The 16044-nt window shown below is 27.8% G+C and carries 8 protein-coding genes and 2 pseudogenes; all 10 read left to right on the top strand.

What is annotated here, in order from left to right; translation table 11 throughout:
• Window positions 1-64 precede the first annotated feature (64 nt).
• Window positions 65-1441 carry a tRNA uridine-5-carboxymethylaminomethyl(34) synthesis GTPase MnmE gene (gene mnmE / locus OC698_RS00535; protein ID WP_304512805.1) on the top strand — a complete coding sequence of 459 codons (1377 nt, stop codon included), beginning with the start codon at window positions 65-67 and terminating at the stop codon, window positions 1439-1441.
• 100 nt (window positions 1442-1541) lie between these two features.
• On the top strand, window positions 1542-3488 hold the full coding sequence (gene thrS, locus OC698_RS00530) for a threonine--tRNA ligase (RefSeq protein WP_304512804.1): 1947 nt from the start codon (window positions 1542-1544) through the stop codon (window positions 3486-3488).
• An 862-nt stretch (window positions 3489-4350) separates the two neighbouring features.
• Window positions 4351-4635 carry a co-chaperone GroES gene (locus OC698_RS00525; protein ID WP_304512803.1) on the top strand — a complete coding sequence of 95 codons (285 nt, stop codon included), beginning with the start codon at window positions 4351-4353 and terminating at the stop codon, window positions 4633-4635.
• A 574-nt stretch (window positions 4636-5209) separates the two neighbouring features.
• Window positions 5210-6655 (top strand): annotated as a pseudogene (locus OC698_RS00520) (reverse transcriptase domain-containing protein); the annotation flags it as partial.
• Window positions 6656-6724: 69 nt separating this feature from the next.
• Window positions 6725-8362 carry a chaperonin GroEL gene (gene groL / locus OC698_RS00515; RefSeq protein WP_304512802.1) on the top strand — a complete coding sequence of 546 codons (1638 nt, stop codon included), beginning with the start codon at window positions 6725-6727 and terminating at the stop codon, window positions 8360-8362.
• Between the two features lie 215 nt (window positions 8363-8577).
• On the top strand, window positions 8578-10311 hold the full coding sequence (locus OC698_RS00510; RefSeq protein WP_304512801.1) for an ABC transporter ATP-binding protein: 1734 nt from the start codon (window positions 8578-8580) through the stop codon (window positions 10309-10311).
• The gene (locus OC698_RS00505; protein WP_304512800.1) at window positions 10308-12152 is read left to right on the top strand and encodes an ABC transporter ATP-binding protein; all 1845 of its coding nucleotides are present in this window, start codon (window positions 10308-10310) and stop codon (window positions 12150-12152) included. Before OC698_RS00510 ends, OC698_RS00505 begins: the two co-directional genes overlap by 4 nt.
• A 341-nt stretch (window positions 12153-12493) precedes the next feature.
• The gene (locus OC698_RS00500) at window positions 12494-12688 is read left to right on the top strand and encodes a hypothetical protein (RefSeq protein WP_078123083.1); all 195 of its coding nucleotides are present in this window, start codon (window positions 12494-12496) and stop codon (window positions 12686-12688) included.
• Between the two features lie 1961 nt (window positions 12689-14649).
• A pseudogene (locus OC698_RS03185) lies at window positions 14650-15643 on the top strand (reverse transcriptase domain-containing protein); the annotation flags it as partial.
• A gap of 19 nt (window positions 15644-15662) precedes the next feature.
• Window positions 15663-15911, top strand: coding sequence for a hypothetical protein (locus tag OC698_RS03290; RefSeq protein WP_304512797.1), 249 nt, complete (start codon window positions 15663-15665; stop codon window positions 15909-15911).
• The last annotated feature ends 133 nt before the right edge of the window (window positions 15912-16044 follow it).

Raw genomic sequence — 16044 nt, 5'->3', positions numbered from 1 at the left:
AATTTGTTTGGTATGTTGATTAAAAAATGAAAATAATAAAAAAATATACTAAAGTGAGTGAATAATGTTTTTACAAGAAACTATTGCAGCTATTGCTACACCTTTAGGCATAGGCAGTATTAGTGTAATTCGTGTAAGCGGATCAAAAGCCATTGAGGGTATTAATAGTATTTTTAAGGGCATTAAAGAAATTAATTTATTAGAAGTAGCAACTCATACTATTCATCATGGTTTTATTTTGAATAATTTAGGCGAAGTGTTAGATGAAGTTTTAATTTCTGTTTTTCGGTCTCCTCGATCTTTTACAGGCGAAGATATTATCGAAATTCAAGCTCATGGAGGTACTTTAATTACTAAACTTGTGTTAGAAAGAGTTTTATCTTTGCCGTTTATTAGATTAGCAGAGCCAGGTGAATTTAGTAAAAGAGCTTTTTTAAATAAAAAAATTGATTTATTGCAAGCAGAAGCTATTATGGATTTAATTCATGCTAAAAATATTCAGTTTATCAAATTAGCTAATGCAGGTTTACAAAAAAAAATTTCTAAAAATATTCAAGATTTAAATAAAAAAATTTTAAATTTAATAGTTAGTGTAGAAGTAAATATAGATTATCCCGAATATGATGATATACCTACTGTTACTAATAATTTGATTGTTCCTCAAACGGAATTTTTAATTAATAAATTGCAAAGTATTTTAGATAATTCTTATAAAACTCGTTTTATTAAAGAAGGTATTAAAACTTTAATTTTAGGTAAACCTAATGTAGGAAAGTCTAGCCTTCTAAATAATTTTTTAGGAGAAGAAAGAGCTATTGTATCTGATGTTCCGGGAACTACTCGAGATTTTTTGGATGTTTATGTAACTATTAATGGTATTAATTTACGTTTAATTGATACAGCAGGAATTCGTAATACTGACGATTATTTAGAGAATTTAGGAGTTAATATTGCTAAAAAATTTATAAACGAAGCTGAATTGATTTTATTATTATTAGATGCTCATGATCTTTTAGAACCGGAAGATTTAATGTTATTAGAAATGACTAAACATAAAAATAGAATCATTGTAGGTAGCAAATCTGATTTGTCAATTAAGCTTAAATTATCATCCGAATTAGAATCGCAAATTATTTTTATTTCTAATTATACACAAGAGGGAATAGAAAATTTAAAAAGAAAAATTATAAAAAAATTTAATTTGCAAGATATTCAAGAGCGAAATTTTGATTATTTATTTAACCTTCGGCAAGTTAATCAATTAAAAAAAGCTATTATATCTTTAAAAAATATTTTAAAAGATATAAAAAGAAATATGCCTATAGATATACATGTGCTTCATTTAAAAGAAGCTTATCAATCTTTAGAAAATATTTTAGGTAGCAAATTACAAGAAAATTTGATTAATGAATTATTTTCGAAATTTTGTTTAGGCAAATAATATTTATTATTTTGGTTTTTTATTTTTATGAATAAATTTAAATTAATTATTGGAATAATTTTACAAAATAATTAAATTGTTTAAAGGATCGGATTATGACATGATTGAAATTGAATATCAACAAAATCATCAAAAAAAAATATTTCCAAATAATATTACTGTTAGTAAAATTATTATTTCTGAAAATTTGGAATTTTTAAATAATTCTGAAAAATTACCAATAGCAGCTTATTTTAATAATAAATTAGTGAATCTAGATAAGCCTTTAAATGAAGATGGTGTATTAAATATTATCACAATATCCGATAGTATAGCTTGGTCTATTTTAAATAACAATACTGCTTTAATTATGGCTCAGGCTATTTGTCGTGTTTATCCGAATTCATTATTAGTGGATAAGTCTATAAATTCAGAAGGTTTTTTTTGTGATATTGATCCAGTTAATAATATAATTTCAGAAAAAGATTTTGGTATTATTGAAAAAACTATGATTAATATTATGCAAGAAAAATTATCTATTACTGAAACAGAATTATCTGTTTCTGAAATTCGAAGTTTATTTAAATTTAATTATTATAAAATAGATTCTTTGCAAAAAATTCAGTCTTCGCAAAAGTTATTTTTATATAAAAAAGGTAATTTTTTAGATTTTTGCACAGAAGATCAATATTTGCCTAATATTAATCTTAATCGTTATTTTAAAATTTTAAAAATATCTGGAGTTTATTGGAAAGGGAATAAACAAAATAAGGTTTTAATTCGTATTTATGGGGTAGCTTTTTTTCGAAAACAGGATTTAGTTAATTATTTAAAAACTTTAGATGAAAGAAAAAAACGAGATCATAAATTTATTAACAAAGAACAAAATTTTTTTATGTTTTCGTCAGTTGTTGGAACTGGATTGCCTTTTTGGTTATCTAAAGGAGCAACTATTCGTCGTATTATCGAAAGATATATTGTTGATAAAGAAATATCATATGGATATCAACACGTTTATACTCCGGTTGTAGCTAATATCTCTTTATATAAAACATCTGGTCATTTACAATTATACAATGAAGATATGTTTCCTATTATGCAATTGCCAGATGGGGAACAATTAATTTTACGACCTATGAATTGTCCTCATCATATGGAAATTTTTCGTCAAAAAATACATAGTTATAAAGATTTGCCTATAAAAATAGCTGAATTAGGTCTTTTGCATCGTTATGAACCTTCCGGAGCTGTTTCAGGATTGCAAAGAGTACGAGCTATGTCTTTAAATGATGCCCATATTTTTATTGCACCGGAACAAATTAAACAAGAATTTGTTGAAATTATTAATTTAATTAAAGAGGTTTATCAAGATTTTCAAATTCGAGATTATTATTTTAATTTAAGCACTCGTGATCCTAATAATAAAAATAAATATTTTGATGATCCCGATATGTGGTTAAATTCTGAAAAAATTTTAAAAGATATTTTAAACGAATTAGATCTTAAATATCAGGAAAAAATCGGTGATGCTGCTTTTTATGGCCCTAAAGTTGATGTACAAGTTCTAACTGCTTTACATCATGAAATCACTTTATCAACTATTCAATTAGATTTTTTATTGCCTAAAAGATTTAATTTATCTTATATAGATTGTAATAATCAAACTAAAACTCCTGTAGTTATTCATAGAGCTATCACATCTACTATAGAAAGATTTATTGCTTATTTAATGGAACAGCACAAGGGCTTTTTCCCTTTATGGATTGCGCCTGTACAAGTTGTTATTATTCCGGTTAATAATGAATTACACCTTGATTATGTTAAACATTTGCGAAAAGAAATGTTACGGAATCATATAAGAGTGGAATTAAATGATAAAGATCACACCTTTAATTATAAAATTCGTTCTGCTTATCAAGACAAAATTCCTTTTCAAGTTATTATTGGTGAACGTGAAATCCAAAATAATACTTTACATGTTCGTCAATATAATAAACTTGAAAAACGTAATATGTCTATGAATGAGTTTTTACAAATGTTTCGACATGTGCTGAAAAATAAAATTTAATTTTGTTTTTTGTTAAATTGATATTGAAAAAAGATTATAAATTGAATTATAATTAATTAGTGTTGGACGCCAAAGAGACATGAATATCATGTTATCTAACCAATAAACCAGTGCCTATAAACATTTAAACGATAAGACCGATTTTTTAAAGGAAACGATAAATAATTAACGTAGTTTTTAAAATTAGGTTACGACTAATTAGTTAGTTCAAAATATGCCTCTACCACATGATTACAAAGATAAGCCAAAAGTGGCTGATCTACCATACATCTGTTTTGCAAACTACTATAAGTGAGAGGTTCAAAATTTATCAATATAAATTCTTGGCATTGGCTAGTTTATTAATTAAAAACTGGTTTTTCATAGCTTTTTAACGATAACCTTTCCTTGATAACTAAGGCAAATATTAAAGTTAAAAAAAAGTTAAAAAAATTCCCCTAAAGGCCACAGTTCTTAAAATAACAATGGAGGTAATAAAAATTATCAGACCAAAAGACAAAGCAAATATTTTATAAGAATCTGGCTAAGACAAAGAATAATGATCTTTGCAAAATGAAAGAATTTTAATATCTTATAATAAGATATTATTTCATGGAACAGTTAGAAACTTTTTTGAGCTTAAAAAAAGGTCTTTTTGCAATAGATATCAGAAAGACAATTTCTGAATATCGAAATGAAAATAATTTATTCATATTTTAATATTTATTTATAATTGTTTATTTAATCCCTTGATGAATAATGGAATTCTGAAAATTTATTTGATAAAACAATTAAAAATATTATTGTTAAAAATTTTAATTTATTTTTTATTATGTAAAAAAATTTTAAATTTGATTATTTTATAACAAAAAAGGAGAAATTTATGACAAATTTTTTAATTCAACCTTTAAATGATTATGTTGTTTTAAAACCAAAATTTCAAGATGAACGTACTTCTTCAGGTCTTATTGTTAGTACTAGCCCTCGTAAAGAAGAATCTTTAGGGATTGTAGTTAGTTTTGGGCCTCAAGTCACTAATTTAAAAACGGACGATTTAGTAGTTTATAAGAATTATTCTGGAGAAAAGGTTCAATTGCAAGAAGAAGAGTATTTAATTGTTAAATCAGAAAATATTGTTGCTAAGATTATGGCGCCAAAAGAGGCCTAAATTTCGCGCTATTTAACCAATAGCCAGGGCCGATAAACCCTGAAAGGAGATGGTCGGTTTGGCAAACGAAAGAATGTCAATCTACAGCAGACCATAAAAGCGGGTTATGATGAAAGCAAATTAGTCAAGATGACTCCGCCACCAAATAATTCGATGGAGAAGCCTGTAATGGCCTAAGAAGGGAAATTGATGTAACAGCAAAACCTGTTTTGGAAGTTGCTGAAACGGACATTCCAGAGTCCACTGATATAATTAATCTGTATTGAGTAGTTTATCAAATAAAGAAAACCTGGAATCAGCCTCGCTAAAGAGGATACTTCCCCTAAAGAATTAAGATAGAAATTTAGCGTAACTTGGAGAATCCTAAAACCAAGTAATTAAGTTTATTAATCCGGAAATAAAAGCCCGGATGGTCAAGGATAAAGCATCTTTTTAGTAGTCGTAAGGGTAAACCTAAATTTGGAATAATTTAGTTAATCGTCTTACCAAGAAGAGAGTTAATCACTCTTATAGGGCGAAAGAAGAAAGTAATTTACTATTTATTCAATGGTATCAAGGAAGGGGTTGATATATTATGTCAACAACGGTTTCACTGGAAAATAAACTTTCGCGAACATTGAGTAGAATTCAATATCGTTCACCAAACGATTACTCTCTAAAAAGAGAACTTCAGCAAGGAATGAATAACTTCTATAATACGTTAATAGCATTTAATAAAATTGCTACTAACAAAGGGGCGGGAACACCGGGTATTGATAATGAAACCATCGATGGGATTAATCTAGAAAGACTAGAAAGATCTCATCAGGAATATGTCAATAATGGATTATAACCCCAAACCAGTTAAAAGAATTCTCATTCCTAGTGATAACAAAAGAACCAGACCTCTGGGGCTACCCACAATCAAGGATCGGCTAATACAAAAATGCCTTAGCTCCCTATTTTGAAAATATTTTTTCAGCATGGAGCTTTGGGTTTAGAACCAACAAATCCTGTCATGACGCCATCAAACGCGTCAAACAAAGATTTAAAGGGATTGACTATATTGTCAAAATTGACTTAAAAGGCTACTTTGATACCATCATCATGAAATTCTCATGAGAACCCTAAATCAGTTTATCAGAAAGAATAAAACCCTTTAAACCATTAACAAATGGCTAAGAGCTGGCTTCATAAAGGATGGCATCAAATACGAATCTTTATCAGGCTCTCCTCAAGGAGGAATTATTCCCCCCCCTTGCTGGCGAATGTATATTTACATGACATTGGCCTGAAAATGGAGGAACTGATTAAAGAAGGAAAGCCGATTAGGAAGAACAACCCAGAATATAGGAAAGCATGGATTAAAAACCAGCACCATCAACTGGGGATTGATAGGTATATCAATTTAAACCCAAAGACAAGAGTCGAATACATCCGCTACGATGATGATTTTATCATTGGTGTGAAAGGCGAGTATGACAAAGCTGAAAGGATTAAGAATCAAGTAACGCAATGGCTAGAGCAAGATTTAAAACTTACGATCAGTAAGAATAAGTCAAAGATTGTTAAAGCCAGTAAAGGAACTAGGTTTCTATCCTACTTGATTAAGGTTAAACCAACCAATAAAACTCGTGAAAGGAAAACTGCAAAGAATTCCTTCAACGGTAAAGTTCAAATTCGAGTTCCCAAAGCTAAAGCCAAGGAATATGAATATGAATATAATTGGTTAAAAGAGGGAAAGGTGAAACACGACAAAATACTAGCGGATAGAGACGAATTAGAAATAATCCGGACCTATAAAACAATTGTTAGAGGAATTATCCAATACTTTTGTTTAGCTAACAATCTCGGTGTTTTAACCCACCTAAATTATCTAGCTGAAGATAGCTGTTTGAAAACGCTGGCAAGGAAACGAGAAACGTCAATTGCCAAAGTTCGGAAGAAATGTAAGATAGGTTCAACTTGGGGTATTTCCTATATTAATAAAGGAATAACTCAATACGAATTATGGGACGTTTATTCTTGGGATAAAATTAAATATTAATTATTTTTAAAATTTTAAAAAATTAATTATTTATTAGGATAAAAGAGGAGTATTTGATATTATATGGCAAAACAAATTGTTTATGGCGAAATAGCAAGAAAAAAAATTTTAAAAGGGATAGATTTATTAGCTAATACAGTTAAAATAACTTTAGGCCCTAAAGGTCAAAATGTTTTATTAGAACAAAAATATGGTAGTCCTTTAATTATTAATGATGGAGTAACTATTACAAAAGAAATTAGTTTTAAAGACGCTTATCATAATGCTGGCGCTAAAGCTATATGCGAAATAGCTACTCGAACTAATGATGCTTCGGGAGATGGTACAACTACAGCTGTTTTATTAGGTCAGAGTATGATTCGTAAAGGTTTTGAAGCTTTAGACACAGGCGGTTTTAAAGGGGTTCTTTTGAAACAAGGTATTTTAGAAGCATCTCGTGTAGTAGCTCAACAACTTTTAGCCAAATCTCGTTCTGTTAATACTCAAGAAGAAATCGAAAATGTTGCTACTATTTCATCTGGTAGTTTAGAAACAGGAAAAATTGTAGCTGCTGCTATTGAAAAAGTAGGTAAAACAGGAGTTGTTAATGTGGACGAATCTAAGAGTTTCGAAACTGTATTAGATGTTGTTGAAGGTATGCAATTCGAAAAAGGTTATGTGTCTCCTTATTTTGTAGTAAATCAAAAAGATTCTTTGATAGAATTAGAACAAGCTGCTATTTTAATTACCGATCATAAGATCAATAGTATATTCGAAATTAATCGTATTTTAGAATATTCATTAAGTAATAGAGTTCCTTTGCTAATTATTGCTGAATCTTTCGATAATGAAATGGTAAGTATTTTGGTAGCTAATAAAAAAGGTAATTACTTAAATGCAGTCGCAGTTGAAGCTCCGAGTTTTGGTGATCATCAAAAAGAATTGCTTCAAGATATGGCTGTTTTAACTCAAGCTACTTTTGTTTCTAAAGATTTAAATATGAAGTTAAAAGATGTAGATGAAAAATTTTTAGGTAAAGTTAATAAAGTTATTATTAAAAAAAATAGTACTACTTTGGTAGTTGATAATAAAACTTCTGCTTTAGAGACGCGTATTCAAGAAATTCAATCACAAATTTCTAATATTAAAAATATGAAAGATTTTAATCAACATGATTTAAATAATTTGACCAATAGATTAGCTAAATTAACTGGTGGTATTGGTATTATTCATGTGGGAGCTACTACTGAAACAGAATTGAAAGAAAAAAAATTACGTATCGAAGACGCTTTAAATGCAACTAAAGCTGCTATTGAACAAGGTATTGTTCCTGGTGGAGGAAAAGCATTAGTAGAAATTTATAAAACTGCATCAAGTGAATTAAATTCTGCAAACGAAAGTGTTCGTAAAGGTTATAGTATTGTTTTAGAAAGTTTATTAGAACCTACTAAACAAATTGCAACTAATGCGGGTTTTGATGCTTCTATGATTCTTCAAAAACAATTAGAACAAAAAGATAATTTTGGTTTTAATGCTGAAACTGGTCAATTTGTGGATTTAGTTAAAGATGGTATTATGGATCCTACAGCGGTAACTAGACAAGCTGTTTTAAATGCAGCTTCTATAGCATCTATAATGGTAACTACTGGTGCTGCTGTTGTTGAAGAAGTACTAGAAAAAAATTATCCAAATATTGATAATATGAATAACGATTTACTTTAATATTTAAATAAATTATTTTATATCTTTTTTAAAAATTAATTCATTAAATCAAGAAAACTTATTTGTTTTTTTGTAATATGAATTAATTTTTTTTTATATCAAAAATATTAAAAAAATGTTAGAATTTTTATTGATATTTAAAAAAACGAATAAGGATTAGTAAAAATTTAATTTTTTTGATTTTTATTTAATTAAGAAGGTACAAAATCAGTTTTATGAAATTAATTTTTAAATATATTATGCGTTATAAAATTATATTATTTTTAAATATTTTGGCAGTTTTATTTATAGCAAGTGGTGAAATTGGTATTCCTTTGATTATAGGTCGTTATGTTATTGATAATCCTGTTGATTCGCAAAATTTTTTATTTTTTACTTTTGCTTTATTATTATTGGTTTTGTGTGCTATCTTAGGTAATTTAATTATTAATTTTTGTTCCGCTAAAACATCATCTTTAATCTTTAAAGATTTAAATGCAGATATTTTTAAGAAAATTCAGACTTTTTCAATTATAGAAATGAAAAATCTTGGTGTTCCTTTTTTGATGAATTGTAGTATTACTTATGTTGGTCAAATTGTTAATTTTATGGCTAGCCTTTATAGAGCTTTAATTGTGGCTCCTATTATGTTGATAATTAGTTTAATTTTAATTTATCGAATTTATATGGTTTTTTCTTATATTGTTTTGGCTATTATACCTTTATTAGTTATTATTTTTGTTTGTATTATTTTTAAAAATTATTTATTATCTACAAAAAAACAAAAAGTTTTAGAAAAAATAAACTCTAAAGTTCGGGAAAATTTAACTGGTATTAAAGTTATTAAAAGTTTAAATACAGAAAATTATGAAGGTTATCAGTTTGATAAAATAAATTCTCAATATGCTCTTTTAAATATTCATTTGTTTAATTCAATTTTTTCAATGGAACCTTTATTTTATTTATTATTGAATATTTCTATTATTTTTACTACTGGTTTTGGTGCTTATATTTTAAAAATAGGGGCATCAACTGATTTTCATTTAGGCGGTTTATATAATTGTATTAATTTACAATATCATATACTTTATTCTGTTTTAAATTTTTTATTATTGTTTACTATGTTTCCCAAAGCTTTAGTTTCTTTGCGCAAAATAGAATATTTACTAAATATAAAACCATCGATTAAAAATAATTTACAATATAATTTAACTTTATCTAAACCTATTGTAAGTTTAGAGTTTAAAAATGTTTATTTTCAATATTCTAATGATGATAAAATGATTTTATCAGATATTAATTTTAAAGTTAAAACTTCAGAATTAATTGCTGTAGTTGGTTCTACAGGTTCCGGAAAAAGTACTTTAATCAATTTAATTCCTAGATTAATTGATGCGACAAAAGGTTGTTTGTTAATTAATGGAGTAGATATTAAATTATATAATTTAATTTCTTTAAGAGATAAAATTGGTGTAGTTTCTCAAAAAAATATTTTATTTAAAGGTACAATTTTAAGTAATTTATCTTTTGGAAAATCTAATGCAAATTCTGAAGAAATTTTTGAATGCGCTAAAATATCTCAATCTTATGATTTTATTAATAAAACTAAAGGCAAATTACAAGAACCAGTTAGCGAATTGGGTTCTAATTTTTCTGGAGGACAAAAACAAAGATTAGCTATTACTAAGGTTTTATTAAAAAAACCTGATATTTATATTTTTGATGATTCTTTTTCTGCTTTAGATTATCAAACTGATTTAACTATTCGTAAAAATTTAAGTTATTTACGTAAAAATTCTATTATTATTATAGTAGCGCAGAGATTAAGTTCTATTTTAAATGCTGATAAAATTATTGTTTTAGATGATGGAAAAATTATAGATATTGGTAAACATGAAGAATTAATGAATAGATGTCAAATTTATAAAAATATTGCTTTTTCGCAAAACATAAAAGAGGTTCTAAATTGAGAAAAATATTTTATTTTTTACAACCTTTTCGAAAAGAAATTTTGGTTAGCATTTTTTTGATTTTTTTAGTTGCTGCTATAGATGCTTTTATTGTTATTTTTGAAGGAAATATTATTATTAATTTTATTCAAAATAATTTTAATAATAATTCTAAACTTATTTATGTTGATAATATTATTCTTGATTTTATACGGCAAAAGTTACTAAGTAATTTCCAAATTATATCGGAATATATGAGCTATATTATTCTTTTATTATTTATTAATTTATTTTTATATTTTTTATGTATTATTGCCAGATTTATTTATAATAAATTGATAATTGTTATTATTCATAAATCTATTCAAAATATTAGACAAAGTGTTTATCAAAAAATGTTAAGGTTACCTATATCATATTTTGAAAATAATACTATAGGCAATATCATGAGTATTGTTATAAATGATTTAGAAACAGTTTCGAATGGTTTACAACAATCTTGTGTAGCTTTTGTACTTTCTTGTTTTAGTATTATAATGATTATTTTTATTATGTTTTGGGCCAATCTAAGATTCGCTTTATTAATTTGCTTAATGATACCAAGTTCTTTATCTGTTATTTGGTTAATTAATAAAAAAGCACGCTCAGTTTTTATTCAAAGATTTGAAAAAACAGGTGAATATTTAGGATTTTTACAAGAAAAATATACCGGACATAAAGAGATTATTTTATATAATCAACAATCGAATAATATTAGTGATTTTCAAAATTTAAATCAACAATTAGCTTCTACTATTTTTAAATCTAATTGGATTTCTGGATTAGTAATGCCTATTATTAATAGTTTTACTTATATTGTGATGACTTTTATTGTCATAATAGGTTATTTTTTGTTGAATTATCAAAATACGAAAATACCGTATTTATTATTTAAATTAGGTTTTGGTACTATTCAATTGGGACTTTTTCAATCTTTTATAAAATATATTTGGCGTTTAGGCAATCCTTTAAGAGATTTGAGTCAGATGTTTGTTATTTTGCAATCTACTTCTTCCGCTGCAAATCGTGTTTTAAATTTTTTAGCTGAAAACGAAGAATTAGATGCGAAAAATAATTTAATTATTCCTGATTCAGTTCAAGGTTATATTAAATTTTCAAATGTAAATTTTCAATATCAAATGGATCAACCTATTCTTTGTGATATTAGTTTTGAGATTGACAAACACAAAATGGTAGCTATTGTTGGTCCTACAGGTTCAGGAAAAACTAGTTTAGTTAATTTGTTAGTTCGTTTTTATGATGTTACTTCGGGTACAATTTCAATTGATGGAATAGATATTTCTACTATTCCGAAAAGTGATTTACGTAAAATGATTGGTATAGTAGTTCAAGAATCTTGGTTATTTCATGGTACTATTATGGATAATATTCGTTATGGCAATTTTGATGCTACAGAAGAACAAGTTATTCAAGCTGCTAAACAAGTTAATGTTCATGATTTTATTATGACTAAGCAAGATGGTTATAGTACTATGATTAATGAAGAATTAGATAATATTTCTCAAGGAGAGAAACAATTAATTACTATTGCTAGAACTTTTTTAAATAACCCCTCTATAGTTATTTTAGATGAAGCTACTGCTTCTGTTGATACTCAAATAGAAATTATTTTTCAAGAATCTATGCAAAAATTATTAAAAAATAAAACTTCTTTTGTAATCGCTCATCGTTTATCTACTATTGTAAATGCAGATATTATTTTGGTTTTGCAAAACGGTTTGTTAGTTGAAAAAGGTAGTCATATAGAATTATTGGATAAAAAAGGTTTTTATTATAATTTGTATAATAGTCAATTTAAATAAAATATTAATTAAGTTAAATAATAATATGAATATAAAATATTTGGACAAAAACGAAGAATTGAATAGTTTTCAAGTTTATTTTTGAGGTTATTTGAGGTATAATAAAAGTGGGTAATTTGTTTTTTAATAACTATAGATAGAATACCCAAAAATTTAAATTAAAAAATTATACTTTATCAAACTTAAGAATTTGAAAAATGAAAAAAATTTTAAAACTTGAAAATTTACGAAATAAAATTTTAAATAATATAAAAATTTAATTTTATTAAAATAGTTTATTTAATTGTATTAATTGTTGTAAAAAAAATTAATTGAATATTGAATAAGGGAGTGAACTATATTTGAACAAACCATTAAATTTTAATAAAAAGTTTATAGGTCTATCTTTATTGATATTTTCTGTTTTAGTAATCCCTTTGATAATGTTTTGTATTGGTATTTTTGAAAATTCAGATGAAATTGATTTATTAGAAAATGAATCTATTTTAACACAATCACAACAGGATAAGGTGCGCAAGTTCGGGCGTTTAATTTAGGAGATTTATATGGTCCTCCTAGCATAGGGATAGCATGCTAAGCCGTTGAATTTACCTGAGAATGAAAATTTATAAGGGAACATAGCATATTCAAAAAGCATAATTATTTAAAATATTGATATTTTTTTTAAAATATATGCGAGGCGAAGTTAAAATAAGCATGAAATTTTTTCAAATTAAAGCTATTAATCTAAAATAAATCAAAAAAATATGTTATTCGTGAATAAATATTGTTGATAACATATCAAACGCATTAATTGTATTTTCTTTATCTTGCAATTAAGTTCTATCCGAAAATATTTTTTATTTTTGAAACTTATTTTTTAACGTTTTTCATATATTTTCATAAATATAATGGGATGATTTATTTTCGAGAAAGCCATGCGATCTTTAACACTTACCAATAATTAAACAGCTACCTTGGATAAGCTTCTTATAAAAAATTTAATTAAGATTTTTACAAATATCTTTTTTGAATAAGGTATTTATTAATTTAGATTTGAGCATTTATGCCTAATCATTTATCCGCCTTAGATATTTTATAAATGCTTACAGAGTTTTATAGTACTCGTAGGGGTCATGTCCTACCAAGGAGCAGGTAATACCTGTACACAAGGGGAAGAAAAACAGATTAAATTATACATATTATTGTTTGTATAATTTAACTCGGAAAGCCGTATGCATAGGAATATGCCCGTGCGGTTTGGGTGAGGGTTTAATATAACTTTTTATATAAATTTTTATAAAATTAATTATGTTATTTCTATTCAGGGCGCCAAAAGATGCCTAAATATCGAGCGATTTAACCAATTGCCAGTGCGAATAAACACTGAAAGGATAAGAACGGTTTTTTAAACGAAAGAATAAAGAATTACAGCAGTTCTTAAAAGCGGGTTGCGACGAAGTAGTTAGTCAAGAGGATACTGCCACCAAATGGTTCTAAGGGAAAGCTCGAGAAGGCCTAAGAAATGAAGTAGATGTAATAAATTTACCTGTCTCGTAAACTACTGAGACCGAGCAGTCCAGAGTCTATCAATATATGTGAATAGTATTGGGTAGTTTATTCATTAAAAAAACCTGGAATCTCACCGTTAATTTAATGGTCACTTCCCCTAAGGAACCAAGGTTGATATTTAGAGTAACTTGGAGAATCCTAAAGGCAGAGTTATTAAATTAATTAATAATAATTAATAATTAAATAAAATTCATTAGGCCCAAGGATAAAGCGACTTTTTAGTAGTCGGAGGAGTAAAACTTAATTTGGAATCATTAAGTCAATCGTCCTCTCAGGAAGAAGGTTAATGACCTTTATAGGGCGAAAGAAGTCAGTAATTTATTGTTTATCCCCAAGAATTATTATGTTTATGTGGGCGGGGCGCCAAAGAGGCCTAAATTTCGTGCTATTTAACCAATAGCCAGAGCTGATAAACTCTGAAAGGATATGGCCGGTCTGGCAGACGAAAGAATATCAGATTAGAGCAGGCCATAAAAGCGGGTTGCGACGAAAGCAAATTAGTCAAGATGACTCCGCCACCGAATAATTCTATGGAAAAGCCTGAGATGGCCTAAGAAGGAAAATTGATGTAATAAACAAACCTGTCCGAAAGTTGCTTAGACGAATAGTCCAGAGTCTACTAATAAACGCGCTATGTATTGAGTAGTTTATCAATTAAAGGAACCTGGAATCAGCCTCCCAAAAGAGGGTACTTCACCTAAGGAATTAAGGTAGAAATTTAGAGTAACTTGGAGAATCCTAAAACGAAGTAATTAAATTTACTAATTCGGAAACAAAGCCCGGGTAGTCAAGGATAAAGCATCTTCTTAGTAGTCGTAAGCGTAAACCTAAATTTGGAATAATTTAGTTAATCGTCTTACTGTGAAGAGAGTTAATGACTCTTATAGGGCGAAAGAAGAAAGTAATTTACTATTTATTTAATGGCATCAAGAAAGGAGTTGATATTATGTCAACAACGGTTTCACTAGAAACTAAACTTTCGCGAACATTGAATAAAATTCAATATCGTTCATCAAACGGTTACTCTTTAAAAAGAGAATTATAGCAGGGAATGAATAACTTTTATAACACGTTAACAGCATTTAATAAAATTGCTGCTAACAAAGGAGCGGGCACACCAGGAGTTGACAACGAGACCATTGATGGAATTAATCTAGAAAGACTAGAAAGATACCATCAGGAATACGTCAATAATGGTTATAACCCCAAACCAGTTAAAAGAATTCTCATTCCCAATGATAATAAAAGAACCAGACCCTTGGGGTTACCTACCATCAAAGATCGGTTGATACAAAAATGCCTTGAACAACTCTTGACTCCCTATTTTTAAAATATCTTTTCAGAATGGAGCTTTGGGTTTAGAACCAAAAAATCCTGTCATAACGCCATCAAACGCGTCACACAAAGATTTAAAGGTATCGACTATATTGTCAAAATCGACCTAAAAGGCTACTTTGATACCATCAATCACGAGATTCTCATGAGAACCTTAAATCAGTTCATCAAAAAGAATAAAGTTCTCTCGCGAAAGGAAAGACCACACGGAATTCCTTAAACGGCCAAGTTTAAATCCAAATTCCCAAAGCGAAAGCCAAGGAATACGGACACGAATATAATTGGTTAAAAGAGGGAAAGGTGAAACACGACGAAAAATTAGCGAAGAGAGACGAATTAGAAATAATCCGAACCTATAAAACAATTGTTAGAGGAATTATCCAATACTTTTGTTTAGCTAACAATCTCGGTGTTTTAACCCATCTAAATTATCTAGCTGAAGATAGCTGTTTTAAAACACTGACAAGAAAGTGAAAAACGTCAATTGCCAAAGTTCGGAAGAAATGTAAGATAGGTTCAATTGGGGTATCTCCTATATTAATAAAGGAAAAACTCAATATAAAATGTGGGTTGTCTACTCTTGGTATAAAATTAAAAAAATGCGTAACTATAAGGGAAATCCTGATGTTACTTATTAATAGATTTATATTCCAAGGTCGTACGCATCTAACTGACCGTCTAAAAGCGGAATGTTGTGAGAATTGCGACAAAACAACCCGACTGCAAATTCATCACATGGGGACAATTCACAAGGAGAATCACCAAAGGATCATGAATACAAGAACAAAGGTATTATGTAAAGATTGTCATCGTAAGATAACCGATCAGCAGATACATGATATCAGAAATAATAAGAACAAGAAGAATAAATAGCTAATTAACCGTGAGGGGAAATTAGTTCTCGCAAGAGAGTAAATTAGGGAAAGCCGGATGCTTGGAAACTTGCTTGTCCGGTTTGGACGGGGGCTGATTGTAAATAAAACGGCAAATACAAATCGCCGCATAA

The sequence above is a fragment of the Candidatus Phytoplasma gossypii genome (genome assembly GCF_030586975.1).
Taxonomy (GTDB): domain Bacteria; phylum Bacillota_I; class Bacilli_A; order Acholeplasmatales; family Acholeplasmataceae; genus Phytoplasma; species Phytoplasma citri.
The sequence above is the reverse complement of the archived record's forward strand: the minus strand, read 5'-3'. Positions and strand labels throughout refer to the sequence as shown.

What these genes read in the sequence shown, in the direction of transcription:
- OC698_RS00510 (WP_304512801.1), top strand. Translation starts at nt 8,578, where the DNA reads ATGAAATTAATTTTTAAATATATTATGCGTTATAAAATTATATTATTT.
- OC698_RS03290 (WP_304512797.1), top strand. Translation starts at nt 15,663, where the DNA reads ATGTTACTTATTAATAGATTTATATTCCAAGGTCGTACGCATCTAACT.
- groL (WP_304512802.1), top strand. Translation starts at nt 6,725, where the DNA reads ATGGCAAAACAAATTGTTTATGGCGAAATAGCAAGAAAAAAAATTTTA.
- OC698_RS00525 (WP_304512803.1), top strand. Translation starts at nt 4,351, where the DNA reads ATGACAAATTTTTTAATTCAACCTTTAAATGATTATGTTGTTTTAAAA.
- thrS (WP_304512804.1), top strand. Translation starts at nt 1,542, where the DNA reads ATGATTGAAATTGAATATCAACAAAATCATCAAAAAAAAATATTTCCA.
- mnmE (WP_304512805.1), top strand. Translation starts at nt 65, where the DNA reads ATGTTTTTACAAGAAACTATTGCAGCTATTGCTACACCTTTAGGCATA.